Annotated in this window: 20 protein-coding genes; 10 read left to right on the forward strand and 10 right to left on the reverse strand. The window is 71.3% G+C overall.

Annotated features, from left to right (window positions below; all coding sequences use genetic code 11):
* Window positions 1-11 precede the first annotated feature (11 nt).
* The 4 genes from LZ198_RS13890 to LZ198_RS13905 are packed head-to-tail and all read left to right on the forward strand — an operon-like array spanning window position 12 to window position 4,071.
* Window positions 12-986: a class I SAM-dependent rRNA methyltransferase gene (locus LZ198_RS13890; protein ID WP_253972425.1), complete on the forward strand. Its 975-nt coding sequence runs from the start codon at window positions 12-14 to the stop codon at window positions 984-986.
* 37 nt (window positions 987-1,023) lie between these two features.
* A complete protein-coding gene (locus LZ198_RS13895) occupies window positions 1,024-2,319 on the forward strand; it encodes a serine/threonine protein kinase (RefSeq protein ID WP_253972426.1) in 1,296 nt (431 codons plus the stop codon).
* A 1-nt stretch (window position 2,320) separates the two neighbouring features.
* Window positions 2,321-3,118, forward strand: coding sequence for a tRNA pseudouridine(38-40) synthase TruA (truA, locus tag LZ198_RS13900; RefSeq protein ID WP_253972427.1), 798 nt, complete (start codon window positions 2,321-2,323; stop codon window positions 3,116-3,118).
* A 20-nt stretch (window positions 3,119-3,138) separates the two neighbouring features.
* Window positions 3,139-4,071, forward strand: coding sequence for a hypothetical protein (locus LZ198_RS13905; protein WP_253972428.1), 933 nt, complete (start codon window positions 3,139-3,141; stop codon window positions 4,069-4,071).
* A gap of 282 nt (window positions 4,072-4,353) precedes the next feature.
* Here LZ198_RS13905 and LZ198_RS13910 read toward each other — a convergent pair whose 3' ends face one another.
* From LZ198_RS13910 to LZ198_RS13955, 10 genes are all read right to left on the reverse strand, one after another.
* On the reverse strand, window positions 4,354-5,958 hold the full coding sequence (locus tag LZ198_RS13910) for a Na+/H+ antiporter (protein WP_253972429.1): 1,605 nt from the start codon (window positions 5,956-5,958) through the stop codon (window positions 4,354-4,356).
* Between the two features lie 99 nt (window positions 5,959-6,057).
* On the reverse strand, window positions 6,058-6,930 hold the full coding sequence (locus tag LZ198_RS13915; protein ID WP_253972430.1) for an ATP-grasp domain-containing protein: 873 nt from the start codon (window positions 6,928-6,930) through the stop codon (window positions 6,058-6,060).
* A gap of 2 nt (window positions 6,931-6,932) precedes the next feature.
* Window positions 6,933-7,256 carry a hypothetical protein gene (locus LZ198_RS13920; RefSeq protein ID WP_253972431.1) on the reverse strand — a complete coding sequence of 108 codons (324 nt, stop codon included), beginning with the start codon at window positions 7,254-7,256 and terminating at the stop codon, window positions 6,933-6,935.
* A 270-nt stretch (window positions 7,257-7,526) separates the two neighbouring features.
* Window positions 7,527-8,594, reverse strand: coding sequence for an N-acetyl-gamma-glutamyl-phosphate reductase (gene argC / locus LZ198_RS13925; protein WP_253972432.1), 1,068 nt, complete (start codon window positions 8,592-8,594; stop codon window positions 7,527-7,529).
* Window positions 8,591-9,652, reverse strand: coding sequence for a DUF1611 domain-containing protein (locus LZ198_RS13930; RefSeq protein ID WP_253972433.1), 1,062 nt, complete (start codon window positions 9,650-9,652; stop codon window positions 8,591-8,593). Before LZ198_RS13930 ends, argC begins: the two co-directional genes overlap by 4 nt.
* Window positions 9,653-9,654: 2 nt before the next feature.
* Window positions 9,655-10,848 carry an argininosuccinate synthase gene (gene argG, locus LZ198_RS13935; protein WP_253972434.1) on the reverse strand — a complete coding sequence of 398 codons (1,194 nt, stop codon included), beginning with the start codon at window positions 10,846-10,848 and terminating at the stop codon, window positions 9,655-9,657.
* 24 nt (window positions 10,849-10,872) lie between these two features.
* The gene (gene argH, locus LZ198_RS13940) at window positions 10,873-12,222 is read right to left on the reverse strand and encodes an argininosuccinate lyase (protein WP_253972435.1); all 1,350 of its coding nucleotides are present in this window, start codon (window positions 12,220-12,222) and stop codon (window positions 10,873-10,875) included.
* Window positions 12,215-13,276 carry a M20/M25/M40 family metallo-hydrolase gene (locus LZ198_RS13945; protein WP_253972436.1) on the reverse strand — a complete coding sequence of 354 codons (1,062 nt, stop codon included), beginning with the start codon at window positions 13,274-13,276 and terminating at the stop codon, window positions 12,215-12,217. Before LZ198_RS13945 ends, argH begins: the two co-directional genes overlap by 8 nt.
* The gene (gene argB / locus LZ198_RS13950) at window positions 13,273-14,199 is read right to left on the reverse strand and encodes an acetylglutamate kinase (RefSeq protein WP_253972437.1); all 927 of its coding nucleotides are present in this window, start codon (window positions 14,197-14,199) and stop codon (window positions 13,273-13,275) included. Before argB ends, LZ198_RS13945 begins: the two co-directional genes overlap by 4 nt.
* Window positions 14,200-14,255: 56 nt before the next feature.
* Entirely contained in the window at window positions 14,256-15,266 is a 1,011-nt protein-coding gene (locus LZ198_RS13955; RefSeq protein WP_253972438.1) for an N-acetylornithine carbamoyltransferase, read from the reverse strand.
* 171 nt (window positions 15,267-15,437) lie between these two features.
* On the opposite strand from LZ198_RS13955, the gene LZ198_RS13960 reads away from it, so the two are divergent.
* The 6 genes from LZ198_RS13960 (at window position 15,438) to LZ198_RS13985 (ending at window position 21,298) form a co-directional block, all read left to right on the forward strand.
* Entirely contained in the window at window positions 15,438-15,872 is a 435-nt protein-coding gene (locus LZ198_RS13960; protein WP_323382552.1) for an arginine repressor, read from the forward strand.
* A gap of 119 nt (window positions 15,873-15,991) precedes the next feature.
* Window positions 15,992-16,549, forward strand: coding sequence for a Uma2 family endonuclease (locus LZ198_RS13965; RefSeq protein WP_253972440.1), 558 nt, complete (start codon window positions 15,992-15,994; stop codon window positions 16,547-16,549).
* 100 nt (window positions 16,550-16,649) lie between these two features.
* Window positions 16,650-17,903 (forward strand): vWA domain-containing protein, encoded by a 1,254-nt coding sequence (locus tag LZ198_RS13970; RefSeq protein WP_253972441.1) that lies wholly within the window; start codon window positions 16,650-16,652, stop codon window positions 17,901-17,903.
* Window positions 17,904-17,912: 9 nt separating this feature from the next.
* Window positions 17,913-18,620: a response regulator transcription factor gene (locus tag LZ198_RS13975; RefSeq protein ID WP_253972442.1), complete on the forward strand. Its 708-nt coding sequence runs from the start codon at window positions 17,913-17,915 to the stop codon at window positions 18,618-18,620.
* Between the two features lie 37 nt (window positions 18,621-18,657).
* Complete coding sequence (locus tag LZ198_RS13980; protein ID WP_253972443.1) at window positions 18,658-20,436, forward strand: sensor histidine kinase; 1,779 nt, start codon at window positions 18,658-18,660, stop codon at window positions 20,434-20,436.
* A gap of 313 nt (window positions 20,437-20,749) precedes the next feature.
* On the forward strand, window positions 20,750-21,298 hold the full coding sequence (locus LZ198_RS13985; RefSeq protein ID WP_253972444.1) for an ECF-type sigma factor: 549 nt from the start codon (window positions 20,750-20,752) through the stop codon (window positions 21,296-21,298).
* Window positions 21,299-21,380: the final 82 nt, after the last annotated feature.

The following is a 21,380-nucleotide window of genomic DNA, read 5'->3' on the forward strand; positions in this document are numbered from 1 at the left end:
CAGGGGCGTCCATGCCCGCCCTCGTGGACACGCTCCGGGCCGCGCGCGCCAGGCGCGGTTCCCTGCTGACCGACTCCCACACCACCGCCTTCCGCGTCCTCCAGGGCGACGCGGACGGCGTGCCCGACGTGACGGCGGATCAGTTCGGCGGCCTGTGTGTCATCAGCCTCTACCGCGACTTCACGCCCCAGGAGGAGGCGGCGCTGCTCGACGCCGCCGTGGCCGCGTGGGCGCCCACGAGCGTCTACCTCAAGCGCCGCCCCCGCGAGGCCCGCGTGCTGGCCAACGTCGCCAAGGACACCCTGGCGCCGGAGGACGTCGCGAGGGGCGCGCCCGTGGAGTCGCTCACCGCGCTGGAGAACGGCCTGTCCTTCCTCATCCGCCCCGCGCAAGGGCTGTCGGTGGGGTTGTACCTGGATATGCGCGACACGCGCGCGTGGCTCCTGGGGCAGGCCCGGGGCCTGACGGTGCTCAACCTCTTCGCGTACACCTGCGCCTTCGGCGTCGTGGCGCGGGCGGGGGGCGCGAAGCGGGCGCTCAACATCGACGCCAGCCGGCGCGTCCTGGAATGGGGCGAGGAGAACGCGCGCCTCAACGGACAGTCCGTGGACCGCTACGACTACATCGCGGGGGACGTCTTCGATTGGCTCCGGCGGCTGGCGAAGAAGGGCGAGTCCTTCGACCTGGTCATCGCCGATCCCCCGTCCTTCTCCAACACGAAGGAGGCCCGCTTCTCCGCGGCCCGCGACTACGCCCGGCTGGCCGAGGCCGCCGCCCGTGTGGTGGCCCCGGGAGGACGCCTGGTCGCCTGCTGCAACCACGCCGGCCTCCCCATGAAGCGCTTCGAGGGCATGGTGCTGGAGGGCATCGCCCTGGCGGGACGGCAGGGGCGGGTGGTGGGCTCGTCGGGTCCCTCGGCCCTCGACTTCCCGGCTCCGGCGGGACAGGAGCCCGCCCTGAAGGTGGCCTTCGTCCAACTTCGTTAGCGCGCCAGGGCGGTCACGGGTAATGTTCCGTAACGACATGTCTCCCGCCGCACCGCAGCAGCGTGACACCGGACGCTTTGGCAAGTACCGGCTCATCGACCGGATCGCCGTGGGAGGGATGGCCGAAATCTTCCTCGCGAACCAGGAAGGTGAGGATGGGCGCGAGACGTCCGTCGTCATCAAGCGCATCCGCCCGCACCTGTCCAAGCACGCGGCCTTCGTGAAGATGTTCCTCAACGAGGCGCGGCTGGCCGCCCAGCTCAACCACCCCAACGTCGTGCAGATCCACGACCTGGGGAAGATCGCCGAGAGCTACTTCATCGCCATGGAGTACGTGGCGGGCCGGGACATGCGGCGCGTCGTGCCCAAGGCGGAGGCGCTCGGCATCCCCTTCCCGCTGGTGTACGCGGTGAAGATCGCCTCGTGTGTCTGCGCGGGGCTGCATCACGCGCACACCAAGGTGGACCTCTACGACAACCCGCTCAACATCGTTCACCGGGACGTGTCGCCGGAGAACATCGTCGTCGCCTTCGACGGCTCGGTGAAGATCCTCGACTTCGGCATCGCCAAGGCCGCCAACCAGGTGGGCCAGACGCGCACCGGCGAAATCAAGGGCAAGCTCAGCTACATGAGCCCGGAGCAGTGCCTGGGCAAGACGCTCGACTGTCGCAGCGACGTCTTCTCCCTGGGCGTGGTGCTCTACGAGTGGCTCACCGGCTTCAAGCTCTTCACCGGCGAGTCGGAGGTCGCGGTGATGCGCAGCATCACCGAGGGGAAGATCTACGCGCCGTCGTACTTCCGCGAGGACCTCCCGGAGAAGGTGGAGGCCATCCTCATGAAGGCGCTGGAGCGCGACCGGGACCGGCGCTACCAGTCCGCGGAGGAGATGCAGCGCGACCTGGACGCGTTCCTGGACGCCTACGACTTCACGCCCACGCCGCTGCACCTGGCCAACTTCATCAAGCAGCTCTTCGAGGAGGAGCTCCAGGAGGAGCAGCGCCGCCATCGTGCTCGCGCCGCCACCGCGCCCACGTCCGAGGAGGCGTTGGAGCTGTCGGAGGTGGTGGCCGCGCTGGACACGGAGGGGCCTCCGGTGCCCCCCGAGCCCCCCGTCCCGGAGCCGTCTCCCGCCACCACCGCGCCCATCACCCTCCCGCCGGGCATCGCGGCGTTGGCGCCGGGGGGCCCCGAGGTCCGCACCGAGCCGCACATGCTGGCCGTCCCCCTCTCGCGCGACGTGGCGGAGGCCCTGGATGCCGTCGCGCGCCGCAACGGCGTTCCGGCCGGGCGCATGGTGGCGGAGCTCCTCGAAGCCTGGCTCAAGTACCGCTGACATGCCCCGGCTGAAGCTGACGCTCGAGTACGAGGGCACGGGGTATGTCGGGTGGCAGGTGCAGCCCAACGGTCCGTCGCTCCAATCCGTGCTGGAGTCGTCCCTGGCGAAGCTGCTCGGCGCGCCGGTGTCCGTGCGCTCCGCCGGGCGCACCGACGCGGGCGTCCATGCCACCGGGCAGGTGGTGAGCTTCGACACGGAGCGGACGCTGCCCCTGAAGGCGTACGTCATGGGGCTCAACAGCCTGCTGCCGGAGGACGTGGCGGTGGTGGACGCGGTGGAGGCGCCGGAGGGCTTCGACCCACGTCGCTGGTCCCGAGGCAAGCGCTACCGGTACCGGGTGAGCAATCGCCGGTCGCGTTCTCCGCTGCGTCGCGCGACCCATTGGGAGGTCTTCGCGCCGCTGGACGTGGAGGCCATGCGCCGCGCGGCGGCGTCCCTGGTGGGACGGCACGACTTCTCGTCCTTCCGGGCGGCGGACTGCCAGGCGAAGCACGCGGTGCGCGAGGTGTGGAAGGTGGCCGTGGAGGGCACTCCGGGAGGGGACATCTCCTTCGTGGTGGAGGGCACGGCCTTCTTGAAGCACATGGTGCGCAACCTGGTGGGGACGCTGATGGAGGTGGGCAAGGGGCGCAAGCCGGAGGCCTGGGTCGCGGAGGTGCTCGCCGCCAGGGACCGCAAGCGCGCCGGGCCCACCGCGCCGGCCCATGGGCTGGTGATGGAGGAGGTGTTCTACGGGGACGGGCCGCCTCCTCGGACGCCAGGGGCCCAGACGGACACGGACGAGGACGAGGGCTGAACTGAGGTAGGCTGCCCTCCGTGAGTCCCAAGACGAGTGCCCTCGAGCCGCTTCGCGTCCGCATCCGCCGCTTCCAGTTCATCGTGGGACTGGGGTTCCTGGCGTTGATTGGTGGCTCGATTCTCAGTGTCTCGCTGACCCTCCGGTTGTCCCAGCGCATCCAGTCGCTGCCCTTCGGCGCGCTCAAGACGCTGATGGCGGTGGTCCTGGAGAACCTGTGGGTCCTCGTCGTGCTGCCGGTGCTCTGCTACGGCGCCGCGCGGGTGATGGAGCTGAAGCCGTGGAACACCGCGGCCGGCTCGGCCGTGTCCGGGGCGGGGTTCGTGCTGGCCCTGGGATTCGTACAGGGGGGCGTGGACTCGCTCTGGTTCGGCGGGCTGGGCTCGGTGCTGAACGTGCTCGCCTTCGGTGTGGGCGTCGTCATCTGCGCCCGGGCGGTGATGATGGGGCGCGCGGCGGCGGAGATGCAGTCGCAGAAGGCGCAGAACAAGTCCGAGGATCGTCGGTCCGAGTACGACGAGTTCCTCCGCGCGGCGGAGCAGGGCGGCGCCCGGCTCGAACAGCGCGAGGCCGCGGCCGCCGCGAGCGCCTCCGCGTCGGTCGCCACCGGGACTGGCCCCAGTGAGACGTCGCCTGCGGTGGAGACTGGAAAGGTCGATACCGCGGTGGGGGCCGTGCCTGACTCGCGCCCCATGCCGGATACCGGGCGCATCGACGTCGCGACCGCCGCGCTCCTGGATGTGGCGCGTGATGGGAAGGGGGGCGACGCCTCGGTGGAGGTCCGGGAGGGGACCGCCCGTCTCGAAGCGGTGCCCCGCACCGAATCCAGCATCGCTGCAGAGGTGCTCGCCGCGCCGCAGGCCTCGACGGAACAGGTCTCCGCTGACGCGGCGCAGGCTCAGCCGAATGGGGCAGATGCCCCTGCCGAAGCGCCGAAGTCTCCAGGGGCCTGACGCGCGAGTCGCAGCGCCGAGCAGCCTCCGTCGAATGGGGCGGAGGCCCCCGCCGACGTTCCGCTGTCTCTGGCGGCCTGCGCGCGAGCATCAATGCCGGGCAGGCCCGGCCGAATCGGGCCGAGTCGTTCGGCGAAGCCCCGAAGGCGTGAGCCTCGATGCCGCGCGACCTCAGCCGAACGACGGGAGGCTCACGCCAAGGCCTCGTCGTCGTGATTCGGTGCCGTCCATCCGGGCCGACCCGGCCACCTCCGTCGTGGAGGTGGCCGAACGTCCCCGCGCTCAGGTCCCCACGGCGGGCGTGGGCGGCGTCGCCGGCACGTTGGTATGGGCCTCGGCGGCGTCCGCCTGGGCGATGCGCTCGTCCAGCTCCGCGGTGAGGTGCTCGAACGCCTCCTTGCCGATGGTCGCCGACTGGTAGGCCTTGAGCAGCGACTCCTTCTCCACGATGAGCACGCGGCGCACGGCCTCCTGGTGCTCCTCCTCGTGGAAGCGCATGGACTGCTGCTTCAGCTCGGTGAGCTCCTTCTCCGTCGTGGTCTCCTTCTGCTGGTACTCGCGCTCCAACTGGCCCAGCACGTCCGCGGGAATCTCACGCGTGCGGCGCATGGCCTCCAGGGCGGCCAGCGCCGCGTGGATGGCACCCAGCCGGCCGCGCGCCAGCTCGTACTGCTCCTGGTACTCGTCCTTCATGCCCGTGATGCCCAGCCGCCGCAGCAGCGGCGCCATGGTCAGGCCCTGGACGATGATGGACAGCACCACGACGCCGAACGTCATGTTCACCAGCAGCTCGCGGTGCGGGAAGTCCGGCGGGAGACCGAGCACGAGCACCATGGAGATGGCGCCACGCAGGCCGCTCCACGTGAGCACCGCGGTCCACGACCAGGGCAGGCGCTCCGACGTGCGCCTCAAGAGGGCGGACACGCCGTAGACGACCACCGCGCGGCCGACCAGCACCGCCATGTAGGCCGCGAGGATGGGCTTCCACGACGCCAGCAGCGAGCTGACCTCCACCTCCATGCCGATGAGGAGGAACACCACCGAGTTGAGCGCGAAGGACCAGTACTCCCAGAAGCTCTCCACCGCGACGCGCACCGTGGGGCTCATGCCCTCGTGCGTGGCCCAGTTGCCGCACAGCATGCCCGCCACCACCGTCGCGATGACGCCCGAGTAGTGGAAGTGCTCCGCCACCACGAACGAGCCGTACGCGGCGATGACCGTGCAGGTGATCTCCACCATGGCGTCGTCCACGCGCTTGATGACCCGCGCGGCGGCGTAGCCCACCGCCGTGCCCACCAGCGCGCCCATGCCCGCCACCTTGATGAAGTCGAACACCGCCCCGCCCACCGTGAAGTGGCCACCCATGGCCACGTTCACCACCAGCGTGAACAGCACCACGGCGGTGCCGTCGTTGAGCAGGCTCTCGCCCTCCACCAGGAGCAGCAGCCGCTTGGGGGCGCCCAGCGACTTGAACAACGCCACCACCGCGATGGGGTCCGTCGACACGATGACCGCGGCGAACACCAGCGCCGGAATCACGCCGAAGCCCTCGACGACGTTCATCCGCTCCACCAGCGGCGACAGGATGAGCGCCGTCAGACCCGCGGACGCCGCCACGCCCGGAATCGCCATCGAGTGGATGGTCAGCTTGTTCTTCCAGAACTTGCGGAACTCCACATGGAAGGCCGCCTCGAACAACAGGCCGGGGAGGATGATCGCGAACAGCAACTCCTTGGTGAGGTGCGGGGGCTCGAATGCGTGCACCGCGCCCAGCGACAACCCCGCCACCACCAGGGCCACCGTGTAGGGAATCTTGAAGTACCGCGCCGCGATGGCCACCGCGGTCGCGACTGCGAAGATGAGGACGAAGGCCAGCTCGAAATGCATCGTTCCCTTGCCTGCTTTGAATTCAAACGGGTCGGGAACCCTACCGCAGTCGCGGAGTGGTGAGGACCCTCCAATCTCGGGGAAATGGCGGGTGGTCGCCTACCCGGTTCCCAGGAGGGCCTCGAAGAGCAGGCGAGGGTCGAGCCCTGGTGGCAGGCCGGAGACGCCGCCGTCGTTCACCTCGACGACGACCCAGCCGCCGTCCTCCAGCATGGCGACGTCGAGGGTGAAGAAGGGCGAGTCGACGCGGCGGCCCAGGGGCTCGAAGGCGGTGAAGTCCGGCACCTCGACGTCGAACTCGTGGTACGGCTCGGCGGCGAGCAGGCGCCCGCGTCCGAAGAAGAGGCGGAACTCCAGGTGCGCGGGGCCGGTGGGCGTGCGGCCGAACACCTTGAGGGGCAGGTAGCGGCGCACGACGATGCCCCGCTCGAACCGCTCGCCGCGCTCCTCCACCAGCGCGGCGCACGTCCGCGCGAAGTCCTCGCGGGTGGCGCCCGCGGGCACGAAGCACGCCTCGGCCCAGCGCTCCTTCGCGGACTTCACGTGGTCCTTGATGAGCCACGGTCCCGGCCCGAGCGCCTGTGCGGCGCGCCAGGCCTCGTCCGCGTCCGTGTCCTCGGTCCACACCGAGCGCGCGGTGTACGGCGCGAGCTCCGGATACCACTGGGGCAGGTAGTGCGCGGCGGCGTACTGTTCGGGGGACGTGAACAGGCGGTGGCCCCGCTCGCGCAGGGCCTCGTCGAGCGCGGTGTACTCGTCCTCGGTGAGCATCCAGCCCCGGTAGAGCAGCCGCAGCGCGCCGTGCTCGGGCACCGCCTCGAGCGCCCGGGCGGTGTTCCCGGACAGGAGCGCGGCCAGGTCCACCTGGTACGTCTCCAGGCCCAGGGACTCCGCGGCCTCGGCCTCCACGTCGAAGGTGTCGTACTGGCCGGGATTGCGGCCGAAGAGGACGGCGCGGACGGGACGGGCCATGGCTAGTTCCCTCCCCGGCGCCGGGCCTCGAAGACGGTGCCCCTCAGGACGAGCGTCGCGAGCAGTCGCTCGGGAACCCGGCCCCGTCCGCCGAAGATGAGCTCCAGCGCGTGTCGCGGCGTGGGGCCCTCCAACGCGCCGCCGCAGCTCCGGCAGGGGGACCCGCCCTGCTCACAGCCATCACACCAGAAGCGCTGGCACGCCGGACAATGGTGATACCGGACGCGGAAGCGCGCCGGGTCCGCGGCCGCCATGGGGTTGCCCCCGGGGTCCACGGAGAGGGAGACGAGACGAGGACAGCCTCCAGCACATTCTGCGAGGGGCATGCACGGCCTTTCGTCGAGGAGTCTGCGCGGCCACCCCCCGGTACATCCAGGACTTCGACCTGGGCGGGACGGGGAGGGGACGCGAGCGCAGCCCAGACGCGGGCACACGCGGAGCCTGACGCTGGGCGGCGGATTCTCACGCCCGGCCACGTGCTCGGCTTCGAGGAGGAAAGGGTGCTTCTGGGACCCGACGCGGTGGCCGGGTGGAGCCTGACGACGGCCCTCTCACCGCTCCGGCCGGACGAGGGCCGGAGCGGGAGGGGCAGGGGGCTACGGGTAGCAGGCCGCCTGGCGCAGCCCGGTGTCCTCGGGCAGGTCGAGCGACACGTTGAAGTTCTGCACGGCCTGGCCGGCCATGCCCTTCACCAGGTTGTCCAGCGCGGCCATGACGGCGACGGAGCGGCCCTTCGTGGCGACGGAGATGTCGCAGAAGTTGCTGCCCGTGACGGCGGCGATGCGCGGGGTGCCCTCGACGATGCGCACGAACTTCGAGCCCTCGTAGTAGCGGCGGAACTTCTCCGTCAGCGACTGCGTCACGACCGCGCCGCCGTGCTCCGGCCACTCGAACTGCACGGTGGCGAAGATGCCGCGCACCATGGGGGCCGAGTGCGGCACGAAGGCGAGCCGGTGGCGCTGGGCGCCGTGGGCCACCAGCATGACCTCCACCTCCGCCTCGTGCTGGTGCTCGAGCGGCTTGTAGGCGCGGAAGTCATGCGCGCGGGTGGGGTGGTGGGTGCCCTCGCCGGGCAGCGAGCCGGAGCCGGAGGAGCCCGTCACGCCCGACACCGCCAGGAGGCCCAGGCCGGGCGTGGAGGCGATGGGGAGCAGCGCCAACTGTACCGCAGTGGCGAAGCACCCCGGGTTGGCGATGCGCTTGGCGCCCTTGAGGGCCTCGCGCTTCCACTCGGTGAGGCCGTAGGTGAAGGTGCCCAGCAGGTCCGGCGCCGGGTGGGGCTTGCCGTAGGCGCCCGCGTAGCGGCCCGGGTGGTCCAGGCGGAAGTCGGACGACAGGTCCACCAGCAGGACGCGGTCGGCCAGCCCCACCTCGGCCCACTTCTTCTCCAGGCCCACGAACTGGGTGGCCAGCTCGCCGTGGCCCAGCGCGCTGAACACCACCGGCTGCTGCGAGTCCGACAGCCAGCGCCAGTCCGGCTCCGCCTCGAAGCGCGCCTCCACCAGCCCGCGCAGGTGCGGATGCACCTTGTGGACCAGCTCGCCCGCGTGGTGCCGGGACACCACGCGGATGCCCGCCACCGCCGGGTGGTTGGAGAGGATCCTCAGCAGCTCGCCACCGCCAAAGCCGGAGGCCCCCAGGATGTAGATATGCGCCCGCGTCATGACTTCCTTCCAGCGCCCAGCTTCGGCGACAGCTTCTCGAGGATGAGACCACCCAGCGCCGCGGCATCCGCGCGGGCGTTGCGGGCGGGAACGCCCACCACCTGCTCCACGAACCGCACGCCCACCGCGTTGTCGGTGGCGGGGCCGGCGAGCACGTCCACGTCGATGGCGTACGTCTCCTTGAGGTGCCGCACACCGCCCGCCGCGCCCACCGGGTCGTTGGCGCACATCACCCACGCCCCCGCCAGGCCCTTGAGCTCCGGGTCGGCCAGGATGGCCTGCACGCCGTACTCGCCCATGATGCCGTCACCGGTCTCCGCGACGATGACGTCCACGTCCGCCGCCGCCAGCTCGCTGAACAGCACCCGCGCCACGCGCGCCGCCGTGCGGGGACCCGTGCACACGATGCCCGCGTCCGTGAAGTCCATGACCACGTCCGCGCCGGAGTCCTGCATGCTCAGCGTGTCGCGCATCAGCGAGACGCCGGTGAGCTTCGCGCCGCCCACGCGGTAGCCGGCCTGCGCCAGCTTGCGCACCATGGCGCTCGCCGCGTACGTCTTGCCCGCGTTCATGCAGGTGCCCACCACGTACACCACCGGGCACTTCACCGGCGTGGTGGAGCCCTTCAGCGCGCCGGAGGTGATGTGCGCCGGCTGCCCGTTGCGCGACAGGAGTTCGGGGAACTCCAGCACCTGGCCCAGCACCTCGGCCTCGAAGGGTGTGCCCACGCCGGGGTTGTGCGACGTGCACTTGCCGATGACGCCGCCCATGTTGAGCACGTGCAGCCGCTCGCCCACCGTCACGGACTCGGGCACCACGCCCTCGTAGCCGTGCAGCGCGTTGCGGTGGCCGAGCGCGCCCACCATGATGTCGCCCGCGTGCAGGGTGACGAGCCGTCCGTGGCAGTCCTCGAGCTGGTTGTAGACGCTCTTCTCCCCGTGGATGCGCACCGCGATGACGGCGCCCTCCTCGGCCCGCACCTCGGGGGTGAGGTGCACGGTGCGCCCCAGTCCCAGGTTGCGGGTGACGCTCCCCACCTTGTCGACGAAGACCTTCATGTTCAGCCTCCCTTCGCCTTGTGCGACAGCATCTGCGCCACGCCGTAGAGCTTGGCGAAGCCCGCGGCCTCGGTGCCCGTCCACAGCACGTTCGCCTCACCGTACGTCGCCACCTTCGCGTCCATCAGCGAGAACGGCGAGCGCACCCCCTCGACCACCATGGAGCGCGGGTGCAGCACCAGCCGGACCTCGCCCGTCACGCGCTCCTGCGACGAGGTGAGGAACGCCTCCAGGTCCTTCACCAGCGGATCGAAGAAGTGGCCCTCGTGCAAGAGCGAGCCGTAGAGGTTGCCCACGGTCTCCTTCCAGAACAGCTGCTTGCCGGACAGCACCAGCTTCTCCAGCTCCCGGTGCGAGGTGATGAGCAGGTGCGCGGCCGGCGCCTCGAAGCCCACGCGGCCCTTGATGCCCAGGATGGTGTCGCCCAGGTGCACGCCCCGGCCGATGCCGTACTGGCGGCCGAGCACGTTGAGCGCTTCCACCAGCTCCACCGCGCCCATCGCCTGTCCGTCCAGCGACGTGGGCACGCCCTGCTCGAAGCCGATGGTCAGCGGGCGGGGCTTCAGGTCGGTGGGAATCTCCCCGGAGGGGAAGGCCGCCTCGGGCAGCGCGCTCCACGAGTTGAGCGTCTCGCTGCCGCCCACGGACGTGCCCCACATGCCCTCGTTGACGGAGTAGGCGCCCAGCTTGGGTGGCATGTGGATGCCGCGCTCGGCGAGGAACGACAGCTCCTGCTGGCGGCTCAGGCCCAGCGCGCGGATGGGGGTGAGCAGCTCCAGGTCACCGGCCAGCGAGCGGAAGGCCACGTCGAAGCGCACCTGGTCGTTGCCCGCGCCGGTGCTGCCGTGCGCCAGCGACTGCGCGCCCAGCTCGCGCGCCACGCGCACCACCTCCACCGCCTGGCACGCGCGCTCCGCGGAAACGCTCAGCGGATAGAGCTGGCCGCGCAGCACGTTGCCGGCGATGAGGTAGCGCAGGTAGCCCTGGAAGAGGGTGTTTCGCGCGTCCACCGTCTTGTGCGCCACCGCGCCCAGCTTGGTCGACAGGGCCTCGATGCGCGCCAACTGCTCGGCCGGGAAGCCTCCGGTGTCCACCGTGACGGTGGTGACCGCGTAGCCCTGCTCGCGCAGGTACACGGTGCAGAATGCGGTATCGAGTCCGCCGGAGAAGGCCAGCACCACGTTCTTCTTGCTCATGTCGTCACTCCTCACGGGGAAGAATCAGTCGGCCCACACGCGCTCGGCGGCCTTCGCCAGGGCGCGGTGGGTGTCATCGAGCCAGCCACGCGCGGCGGCCAGCTCCTCGCGGGCCTGGGCGAGGCCCAGGTTGCCGGCGCCACCCAGGTGGGTGGCCGTCAGGGCGCTCCGGTCCGGATGGAACGTGCCGTCCGCCAGCTCCCGGCCCACCTGCCGGTAGGCGTCGCGGAAGGGGAGTCCTCCGGCCACCAGCACGTAGGCGTGGTGCGCCGCATACAGCGTGTCGTCACAGGCGCGCGCCGCCGCGTCCGCCTTCACCTGGAGCACCGGCACCAGGCGCGTGAGCACGTCCAACAACGCGCGCGCGGAAGTCACTCCCGCCAGGGTGGGGCGCTTGAGCAACTGGAAGTCGCGGTGGTAGCTGGAGGGCAGGCCGCCGGCGACCGCCTCCACCTGGTGGGCGATTCCGCGCAGCTCCCGGCACCGACCGCGCGCCAGCTCCACCACGTCCGGGTTCTTCTTCTGCGGCATGATGGACGAGCCGGTGGTGAACGCGTCCGGCAGCCCGAGGAAGCCGAACTCGTCCGTGCTGTACAACTGCACGTCCCACAGCCACTTCTCCAGCGTTCCCGCCACCGAGCAGGCCCAGCCCAGCACCGCCGCCTCGTGCCGCCCGCGGCCGTTCTGCGCGTCGATGGGGCTGCGCTGCACGCGGCTGAAGCCCAGCAGCTTCGCGGTGTACTCGCGGTCGATGGGCAGCGGCACGCCGAAGCCGGCCGCCGCGCCGAGCGGGCACCGGTCCAACCGGCCCCACACGCCGCGCAGCGCCTCCAGCTCCTCCAGCAGCCCCTCCGCGAAGGCCATGCCCCACATGCCGAAGGTGGACGGCATCGCCCGGCGCAGGTGGGTGTAGCCCGGCATCGCCACCTGGGCGTGCTGCTGGGCGAAGTCGAGGAAGGACTCCGCCAGCCCCACGGCGCCGGCGCCCAGCGCGAGCAGCTCCTCGCGCAAGAGCAGCCGCACGGCGAGCAGGACCTGGTCGTTTCGCGAGCGCGCCAGGTGGATGCGCTTGCCGGCGTCGCCGACGCGCTCCACCAGCGCGGCCTCCAGCGCGGTGTGGCCGTCCTCCTGCTCCGGGAGGATGGTGAAGCGGCCCTCGCGGGCCTCGTCGTGCAGACCCTTGAGGGCCTTCACCAGCGCGCGCGCCTCGTCCTGCTTCAACAGGCCCACGTGCGCCAGCATGCGCGCGTGCGCGGCGCTGCCCAGCGCGTCGTGCGGCGCCAGCGACAGGTCCACCACGGGGTCGTCGCCCACGGTGAAGCGGTGGATGACCGCGTCCAGCGCGGCGCCCTTGCCCCACAAGGTGTCAGCCACGAGCCACCTCCTCGAAGTAGCCGCGCAGGAGGCGCGTGTAGAAGACGGCGCCGGCCTCCAGCTCCGCCCGGGTGATGTACTCGTCCGCCAGGTGGCTGCGCAGCGTGTCGCCGGGCCCCACCTTCACCGCGGGCAGGTCGCCCAGGAACGCCCAGTCCGACGTGGTGCTGGAGCCCACCGGCTCCGCGCCGGATGCCTTGCGCGCCGCCTGGACGATGGGCTGCGCGTCCGATGTCGCCTTGGGCAGGTAGCGCGCGGAGTGGACCTTCACCTCGCTCCTGAGCATGCCGCCGATGCGCTGGGCCACCTCCGCGTGGTCCATGCTCGGCGTGGTGCGCAGGTCGACGAAGAACTCGCAGGTGTCCGGCACCTGGTTGCGCGCCAGCCCGCCCGAAATCTGCGTCACCTGGGCCCGCGCCTCGCCCAGGAGCGGGTGGTGCGGGAAGCGCAGCTCCGACAGGAGCGCGATGTCGCCCGCGGCCATGTGGATGGCGTTGACGGCCTGCGCGGAGTGCGCGTGCGCCACGTGCGCGCTTCGGCCGTGCGCGGTGCAGCGCAAGAGCAGCATGCCTCGCTGCGCGGTGCACGGCTTGAGGCTGGTGGGCTCGCCCACGACGGCGGCGTCCAGCGGCCCCAGCTCCGGCAGCAGCGGCCCCAGGCCGTTGCCGCCCGTCTCTTCCTCTGCGGTGAAGGCGAAGACGACCTCGCCGCCCTCGGGAGCCCCCTCCCGCAGCAGGGTGCGCGCGGCGACGAGCATGCCCGTCACGCAGCCCTTGGCGTCGTTGCTGCCCAGGCCGTACAGCCGGTCCTCGCGCCACTCGGGCGCGTGGGGCGCGTACGTCCACCCGGCGCACGGCTTCACCGTGTCCAGGTGGGAGTTGACGAGCAGCCGGCGCGGGCCACTGCCCACGGAGAACCACACGTTGTGGCCCTTGCGCTGGACGCGCGCACCCCAGCCCTCCGCCCACCCGGACACCGTGTCCGCGATGAGACGCTCGTCACCCGACACGCTGGGGATGGCCACCAGCGCCTGGAGCAGCTCCGCCGGAGTCATCCCACGGACCCCGCCGTCTTCGGCGCCGACTCGCGGACGACCATGGTGCCGCTGCCCTCGTTGGTGAAGACCTCCTCGAGGAGCGCGTTGGGCGCCACGCCGCTCACCAGGTGCACGCTGCCCACGCCGCCCACGAGCGCGTGGCGGATGGCGTGCGCCTTGGGACGCATGCCGCCGGAGATGGTGCCCTGGTTCTCCATGGTCGCCAGGTCCGTGAGGTTCGCCAGCGTGACGAGCGACGTCGGGTCGTTCAGGTCGCGCAGGAGGCCCGGCACCTGGACGAGGAAGAAGAGCTTCTCGGCCGCCAGCGCGACCGCCAGCGCCGCCGCCACGGTGTCCGCGTTGGTGTTGTACACCGCGCCGTCCGCGCCACCCGACAGGGGGGCCACCACCGGCACGTAGTCCGCGGAGCGCAGGTGCTCCACCACGCGCGTGTCCACCGCCTCGATGTCACCCACCAGGCCGTAGTCCACGAGCTTGCCCTCGGTCGCGCCGGGCTCGGTCACCATGACGGGCGGGCGCTTGCGCGCCTTGATGAGGCCGGCGTCCACGCCGCTCAGGCCCACCGCCGGCACGCCCGCGGCCTGCAGGTCCGCCAGGAGGTCCGTGTGCAGCTTGCCCGCGAGCACCATCTTCGCCGCGTCCAGCACCGGCGCGGACGTGACGCGGCGGCCCGCCACCTTCTCCACCGGCAGGTGGAGCGCGTCGCACAGCGTGTCCAGCTCCGGACCCCCGCCGTGGACGACGACGGGGCGGATGGAGAACGTCCACAGCAGGGCGATCTGCTCGCACGCGGAGCGGCGCAGGCGCGGGTCGCTGAGCATGGCGCCGCCGAGCTTCACGACGAACGTCTTGCGGCGGAACTGCTGCACGTAGCGCGCGGCGTTGCGAAGCGCGGAGTACGGGTCGGGCGACAAGGGCACGGGAGACCTCGGAAGAAAAGAGATGGGATGGCGACGGCCCGGGAGGGGGGCGCCGCTCAGCGGGACTGCGAGCGCATCCAGTGCAGCAGCGCGCGCTGGACGTGGAAGCGGTTGCCCGCCTCGTCCACCACGCGGCTGCTGGGGTGGTCCAGCACCTCGTCGTGGACCTCCACGTTGCGCCGCACCGGCAGACAGTGGAGGAACGCGGCGTCCTTCGCCGCACGCGACATGGTGCGCAGGGTGGGCATCCACCCCGAGTAGGACGCCAGGAGCGCGGTGACGTCGTTGGCCGAGTACGCCTGCGCGGACGCCGGGCCCCACGACTTGGCGTACACCGCGCGGCTGCCGGTGAGCGCCTCGTCCTGCTCGTGGGTGTAGGTGATGCTGCCGCCGGTGGCCTTGGCGTACGCCTCCGCCTCCGCGCGCACGGCGGGGTGCAGCTCGAAGCCCGGGGGGTGCGCGACGCGGATCTCGCAGCCCGCGGCGGCGGCGCTGAGCAGGAACGAGTTGGGCACCGCCTTGGGCAGGGGCTTGATGTGGGGCGCCCACGTCAGCGTCACCGGCAGCTTCTGGGTGGAGCCGAACGTCTCGCGCAGCGTCAGCACGTCCGCCAGGCCCTGGCAGGGGTGCTCGCGCGCGGACTCCATGCTCACCACCGGCACGGTGGCCCACTTGCGGAACGCGTTGATGATGGGGTCGACCTCGTCCTCCTCGTCGCCGCCGCCCTGCGAGAAGGTCCGCACGCCCAGCATGTCCACGAAGCGCGACAGGACGGGGGCGGCCTCCTTGAGGTGCTCGGCCCGGTCCGCGTTCATCACCGCGCCCTCGCGGTGCTCCAGCTTCCACACGCCCGCGCCCACGTCCAGGATGATGGCGTTGCCGCCACCGCGCAGCATCACCGCCTCGAAGGACGTGCGCGTGCGCAGGGACGGATTGAAGAACACCATCCCGAGGATGCTCCCCGGGAAGAGCGCGCCCGGCGCCTGCTTCTTCCACGCCTCCGCCTGCGCGAGGACGGCTTCCACGCCCTCGGGGCCGAGATCCTTGATGTGGGTGACGTGCTTCATGGGCCTGCGCTCCCCGACCGGAATCGGATGCATTGGTGGGTGAATATGCACGAAAATGCGTGCATTGCCGCGAATAGGGCGCGGATATTATGCAGAAAGACGCGGCGCGCAAGGGTATTGTTCCCCCGCGCATTCCATGCGGGTTCCTTGCATGGAAATTCAGGCGCATGCATGGTGGTGGGAATGAACCTGGACGAGGAAATCCTCCGGCTCATCGCGGAGCAGGAGATCAGCGATCAGGCGGTACTCCAGGAGCTGCTGGAGGCGGAGGGCCAGGCGCCGAGCCAGTCCACGCTGTCGCGGCGGCTGAAGAAGCTGGGCGTCCAGAAGGTGGGCGGGCGCTACCAACGCGTCGTCGCCGAGCCGGTGGTCATCCCGGAGCGGGCCCGCGTGAGCATCATCGAGGCGCCGCCGAACATGCTGGTCGTGAAGACGCGGCCGGGCTACGCGCCCGCGCTCGCGCTCGCGCTCGACCGTGAGCCGGAGGTGCCGGGGCTGGCGGGCACCGTCGCGGGCGACGACACCATCTTCGTCGCGGTGACGGACCCGTCGCGCCTGCGCGAGGTGCGCGCCGCGGTGGAGCTGCTCATGGCCCGCGGCGCCTGAGTGGACCCGACCTCCAGGGGAGGTTATGAGAGAGCCTCCCTGGCACGTCAGACCCCGGTGCTATCTCCCAGCGCATGCACATGGAGATGGGGCTGGGGGACGGGGGACACGAGGTGGTCATGGACACGAAGCGCGCGACCTACGCGGACCTGGAGGCGCTTCCGGAGTCGAAGGTCGGGGAGCTGGTCGATGGGGTGTTGTACGTCAGTCCCAGGCCCGCGCCACCCCACGCGCTGGCGTCGTCGCGCCTGGGCATCGAGCTGGGCGGGCCTTTCGACCGCGGCCGGGGGGGGCCGGGAGGGTGGCTCATCCTGGACGAGCCCGAACTCCACGTCGGCGACGAGGACGTCCTGGTGCCCGACCTCGCGGGCTGGCGGCGTGAGCGGATGCCGGAGCTCCCCAAGGGGGCTGCCTTCACCTTGATTCCCGACTGGGTCTGCGAGGTGCTGTCGCCCTCGACGGCGTCGTTGGACCGGGCCGTGAAGCTGCCCGTCTACGCGCGGGAGGGAGTGCCGGTGGTCTGGATCGTCGACCCGTTGGCGCGGACGCTGGAGGTGTTCCGGTTGGAGGGCTCTCGCTACGTGCTCCTGGCCGTGCACGCGGCCCGCGACAGGATCCACGCGGAGCCCTTCGAGGCGTTCGAACTGGAGCTGTCCTCCCTCTGGGGCGAGTCGTAGTCGGGCCTCCGGTTACACGCCGGTTACACCGGAGACAGGGGGCCAGTCGTTACTGTCCCAGGCGTGCTCATCCGGGCACCGCCTCTCGAAAGGACGAACGATGAAGCCCGCCCTCAAGCTCCCCGTCATCCTGGGTTCGGCCGCCGCGCTGGCGGCCGCCGCGCTGCTGCTGGGCAAGCCGGCCCCCACCGCCGCGCCCCCGTCGCCGCCGCCCACGAACGTGGTCGTGGCGCCGCCGCGCGCCCCCGTGCCTGTCGCCCAGGTGGTGCTCCCCTCGTCCGAATCGCCCATCGCCCCGGCGAAGGGGGAGGGCCCCGTCATCCAGATCGCCCTGCTGTTGGACACCAGCGGCAGCATGGATGGGCTGCTGGACCAGGCGCGCACGCAGTTGTGGAACATCGTCAACCGCTTCTCCAAGGCCAAGCGCGACGGGGTGAGTCCGGAGCTGCAGCTCGCGCTGTATGCGTACGGCAACGGAGACCCGGGCGCGGGTTCGAATGAAATCCGCCTCGTCTCGCCCTTCACCACGGACCTGGACGCGCTCTCCGAGCGGCTCTTCGCCCTGCGCACGTCGGGAGGCACGGAGCTGGCGGGCGAGGTCATCGACGAGGCGGTGAAGAAGCTCGCCTGGAGCCGGCACCCGGACGCGATGCGGCTCATCTTCATCGCGGGCAACGAGGACTTCGACCAGGGGACGGTGGACTTCCGCAAGACGACGGCGAACGCGCGCAAGGAGGGCATCACCGTGAACACCATCCACTGCGGCGGGTTCGAGACGGGCATCTCCCACCACTGGAAGGAGGGGTCCACGCTCGGGGGCGGCAGCTACATGAACATCGACCAGGACGCGAAGGTGGTGGAGCTCCCCGCGCCCCAGGACGAGGAGATCGCCCGGCTCGGCGCGGAGCTGAACAAGACCTACGTCGCCTACGGCGGCGCGAAGGGCGCGGTCCTGCAGCAGCGGCAGGCCGTGCAGGACAGCAACTCGCTCAAGTCCTCCCTGGGCGCCATGGTGTCCCGCTCGATGGCGAAGGCCTCCCACAACTACTCGAACGCGAACTGGGACCTGGTGGACGCCGTGAAGCAGAAGCAGGTGGACCTGGGGGCGATGCCCGCCGAGGAGCTGCCCGAGCCGCTCCGGGGACTGGACGCCGCGGGGCGCAAGGCGTGGCTCGAGGCCCGCGAGGCGGAGCGCGCGAAGCTCCAGGCGCGCATCCAGGAGCTCGCCAACGAGCGGCAGCGCTTCCTCACCGAGGCGCGGAGGAACCAGGCGGACACGGGCAATACGCTGGATGGCGCCATCGGTCAGGTGGTGGCGAACGAGGCGAAGAAGCGCAACCTCACGCTGGAGTAGGATGCCGTCATGGCCGCGCGTCGAGTGCTCGTCGTCGAGGATGACTCCGCCATCCGTCGTGGAATCGTGGATGCGCTCCGCTTCGAGGGCTACGAGGTCCTCGAGGCGGGGGCGCGCGGCGAGGGACAGCACCTGGCGGAGCGCACGCCCGTGGACCTGGTGCTGCTGGACCTGGTGCTCCCGGACGGGGACGGACTGGAGCTGTTGGGCGCCGTGCGCAAGAGCCGGCCCACGCTCCCGGTCATCATCCTCACCGCGCGCGGCCAGGAGGAGGACCGCGTCCGGGGGCTGAAGCTCGGCGCGGACGACTACGTCGTGAAGCCCTTCTCGGTGCGGGAGCTGCTCGCTCGCGCCGGAGCGGTGCTGCGGCGGTCTGCGGAGCGGCCCGTGGGGACGTCTCGGGTGGTGTTCCCGGGAGGCCACTTCGTGGTGGAGCGTCGCGAGCTGAGCTTCGACGACGGCACCCGCGAGGACCTCTCCGAGCGCGAGGCGGACGCGCTGCGCTACCTGGGGGAGAACGCCGGCCGCGCCATCTCCCGGGAGGAGCTGCTGGAGCGGGTGTGGCACCTGCCCTCGCGGGGCATCCAGACGCGCACGGTGGATATGACGATGGCGCGGCTGAGGGAGAAGCTGCGCGACGCCTCCGACGAGCCCCGCGTCATCCTCACCGTGCGAGGCAAGGGCTACATGTTCTCCGGCCCCGAGGAGGCGCGATGAGCGCTCTCGTCCGGGCCCGCGCGGCGGGGGCTCCGCGATGATCCGCTCGTGGCGCGTCTGGATCGCCGTGAGCGCATGCCTGCTGCTCGCGCTGGCGGGGGTGGTGTGGCTGTCGATGTTCGCGCTGCGGCTGGACCGTACGGACCGGCTGACGCGAGAGCAGGGGGCTCGGGAGGAGAACGTCCGGCTCGCGCTGTGGCGGCTCGACTCGGAGCTGATGCCCCTGGTGGGGCGCGAGAGCGGCGTTTCGGTGGAGGCATACTCGGCGAGCATCCCCGTGCGCGACGCGTTGGATGAGCGCGGACAGCCCGTCCCCTCCGGAACCCTCTGGCTGACCTCGCCCCTGAGCCACGGGCCTCCGGAGCACGTCCTGCTCCACTTCCAGGTGGACCCGTTCGGGCGCGTGACGTCGCCGCAGACACCCGGCGCGGACGCCGACGCCGACGCGCATCCGCTCGCGGACCTCGCGCTGGACACCTCCGAGATGCAGGCGCGGCTGCACCGGCTGGACACGGTGAAGGCGTTGCTCGCGTCCGTGGACGTCCGCCGCGCGCTGGCGGACGAGCGGCCCACGCCTTCGCGCCGCGTGGCCGCGGACGAGGATGCGAACAACAAGCTCGTGGACCTCGTGCAGAGGACCAAGAACTCGAGCGAATACGTCGCGCGGGTTCGGGGCGCGCGTCAGGCCGCCATCCAGACCGCGAACGCCTACCAGCAGCAGGCCCTGCTTCCCGTGAAGCAGGCCGCGCCCGCGCTCCAGGAGATGCGGGGGCTGTGGGTGAAGAGCTCGCTGCTGCTGGTCCGGCGCGTCCAGCTCGCGGACGGGGAGTACATCCAGGGATGCTGGCTGGATTGGGACGCCTTGAAGCCGTGGCTGCTGGCCCGGGTGGGGGACCTCCTCCCCCGGGCGGTGTTGGAGCCGGCGAGGTCGGCGGAGGGGGAGGGCGTGTCGGGGGAGGGGCGGCTGCTCGCGGCGCTCCCCGTGCGGCTGGTCCCCGGGCGCGCGCCGGATGCGACGGGGTCCTCCGGCGCGCTGTCGTCGCTGCCCCTGGTGTTGACGGTGGCGTGGAGCGGCGTGGTGCTGGCGGGCATCGCCGTGGTGGCGCTGCTGGTGGGCGTCCTGTCGCTGAGCGAGCGGCGGGGCGCGTTCGTCTCCGCCGTCACACACGAGCTGCGCACGCCCCTGACGACGTTCCGCATGTACACGGAGATGCTCGCCGCGGGCATGGTACCGGACGCGCAGCGGCGCCAGGAGTACTTCGACATCCTCCACCGCGAGGCGGAGCGGCTCAGTCACCTCGTGGAGAACGTCCTCGCCTATGCCCGCATCGAGCGCGGCCGGACCCCCGCGAAGCTGGAGCGCCTGGACGCGCGCGCCATGGTCGAGCGCATGGAGCCGCGGCTGCGCGAGCGCGCCGCCCAGGCGGGCCTCTCGCTGTGCGTGGAGCTCCCTTCGGGCGTCATGGTGATGACGGACCCATCCGCGGTGGAGCAGGTGCTCTTCAACCTCGTGGACAACGCATCGAAATACGCCGCGAACACCGAGGCCCCTCGCGTCCACGTCGAGCTGGTGCGGCGGGGCCGCCTCGTCGGGCTCGCGGTGTGGGACCACGGGCCCGGCATCGACAAGGCCACGGCCCGCAAGCTCTTCGAACCCTTCTCCAAGTCCGTGCAGGCCGCGGCGCGCTCCGCGCCTGGCGTGGGGCTGGGGCTCGCCCTGTGTCGTCGCCTCGCGCGGAGCATGCGCGGAGACCTGCGCCACGAGCGCGTGGCCACGGGGGGCGCGCGCTTCGTCCTCTGGCTCCCGTCCGCCTGAGCCCGCAGGCGCCCCGCTCGCCTGGCGGCTCCGGGTGGGTGGGACCTCCTCCGCCCGCACCCCGTGGGCGCCTTCCTCGCGCGGCCGGAGACGTGCGGGCAGGTGGGGCGTCCACGCCGGTTGGATGAGACATCACGCCGTCGCACATACGTGTGATGGCTCACCGTGTCTCATCCCGCCGGGCCGTCGAGTGTCGTGATTCACGAAATTCAATTCTCTGTTCTCAAGATTTTTCGGGGAATTCGTTCCGAAATTCAGGAGCTCGTGCGTCGCGGCTCGATGGGGCCCCAGGCCCCAGGAGGTCACCGTGGGCATGCCGGAGATGGCCTTGCTGCTGGAGTGTGTGCGCAACGGGGATGCGGAGGCCCGGGATGTCCTCAGGTCCATGGCGTACCAGGAGCTCCAGGAGATGACGCGCGTTGCCATGAAGGAGGCGCCCTCCCTCGCGCCGCTGAGTCCCCGCATGCTGTTGCGCGACATCTGGTCGAGGCTCGTGGGGGACACGGTGGGGGCGGACCAACACCGGCACTTCCTCGTCGCGGCGGCGCAGGCGATGCGGCGGGTGCTGGTGGAGGGCGTGCGTCTGCGCGGTCGACGGCGGGATCCGAACCTGGCGCCGCTGTATCTGAGTGACGACGACTCGGAGGCCCCGGTGGGCGTGTCCGTCGACGTGCAGGTGCTGGAGCGGACGTTGGAGTCGTTCGAGTCCTTCCAGCCGCGGCTGGCGCGCATGCTGGAGCTTCGCTTCTTCGCGGGCCTGGACATCCGCGAGACGGCGGCGGTGCTGGGCGTGGCGCCGGCCACCATCCGTCGAGACTGGGCCTATGCGCGCGGCTGGCTGCGCGAGCGCGTGGCCCACTGACGGTCGACGCCGGCTCCGCCCTGTTCGAGGCGGGCCGTGTTGCCTCCCAGGCAACGCTCCGCGACGCCGTGTTGCCGCCACG

The organism is Myxococcus dinghuensis (assembly GCF_024198235.1).
Taxonomy (GTDB): domain Bacteria; phylum Myxococcota; class Myxococcia; order Myxococcales; family Myxococcaceae; genus Myxococcus; species Myxococcus dinghuensis.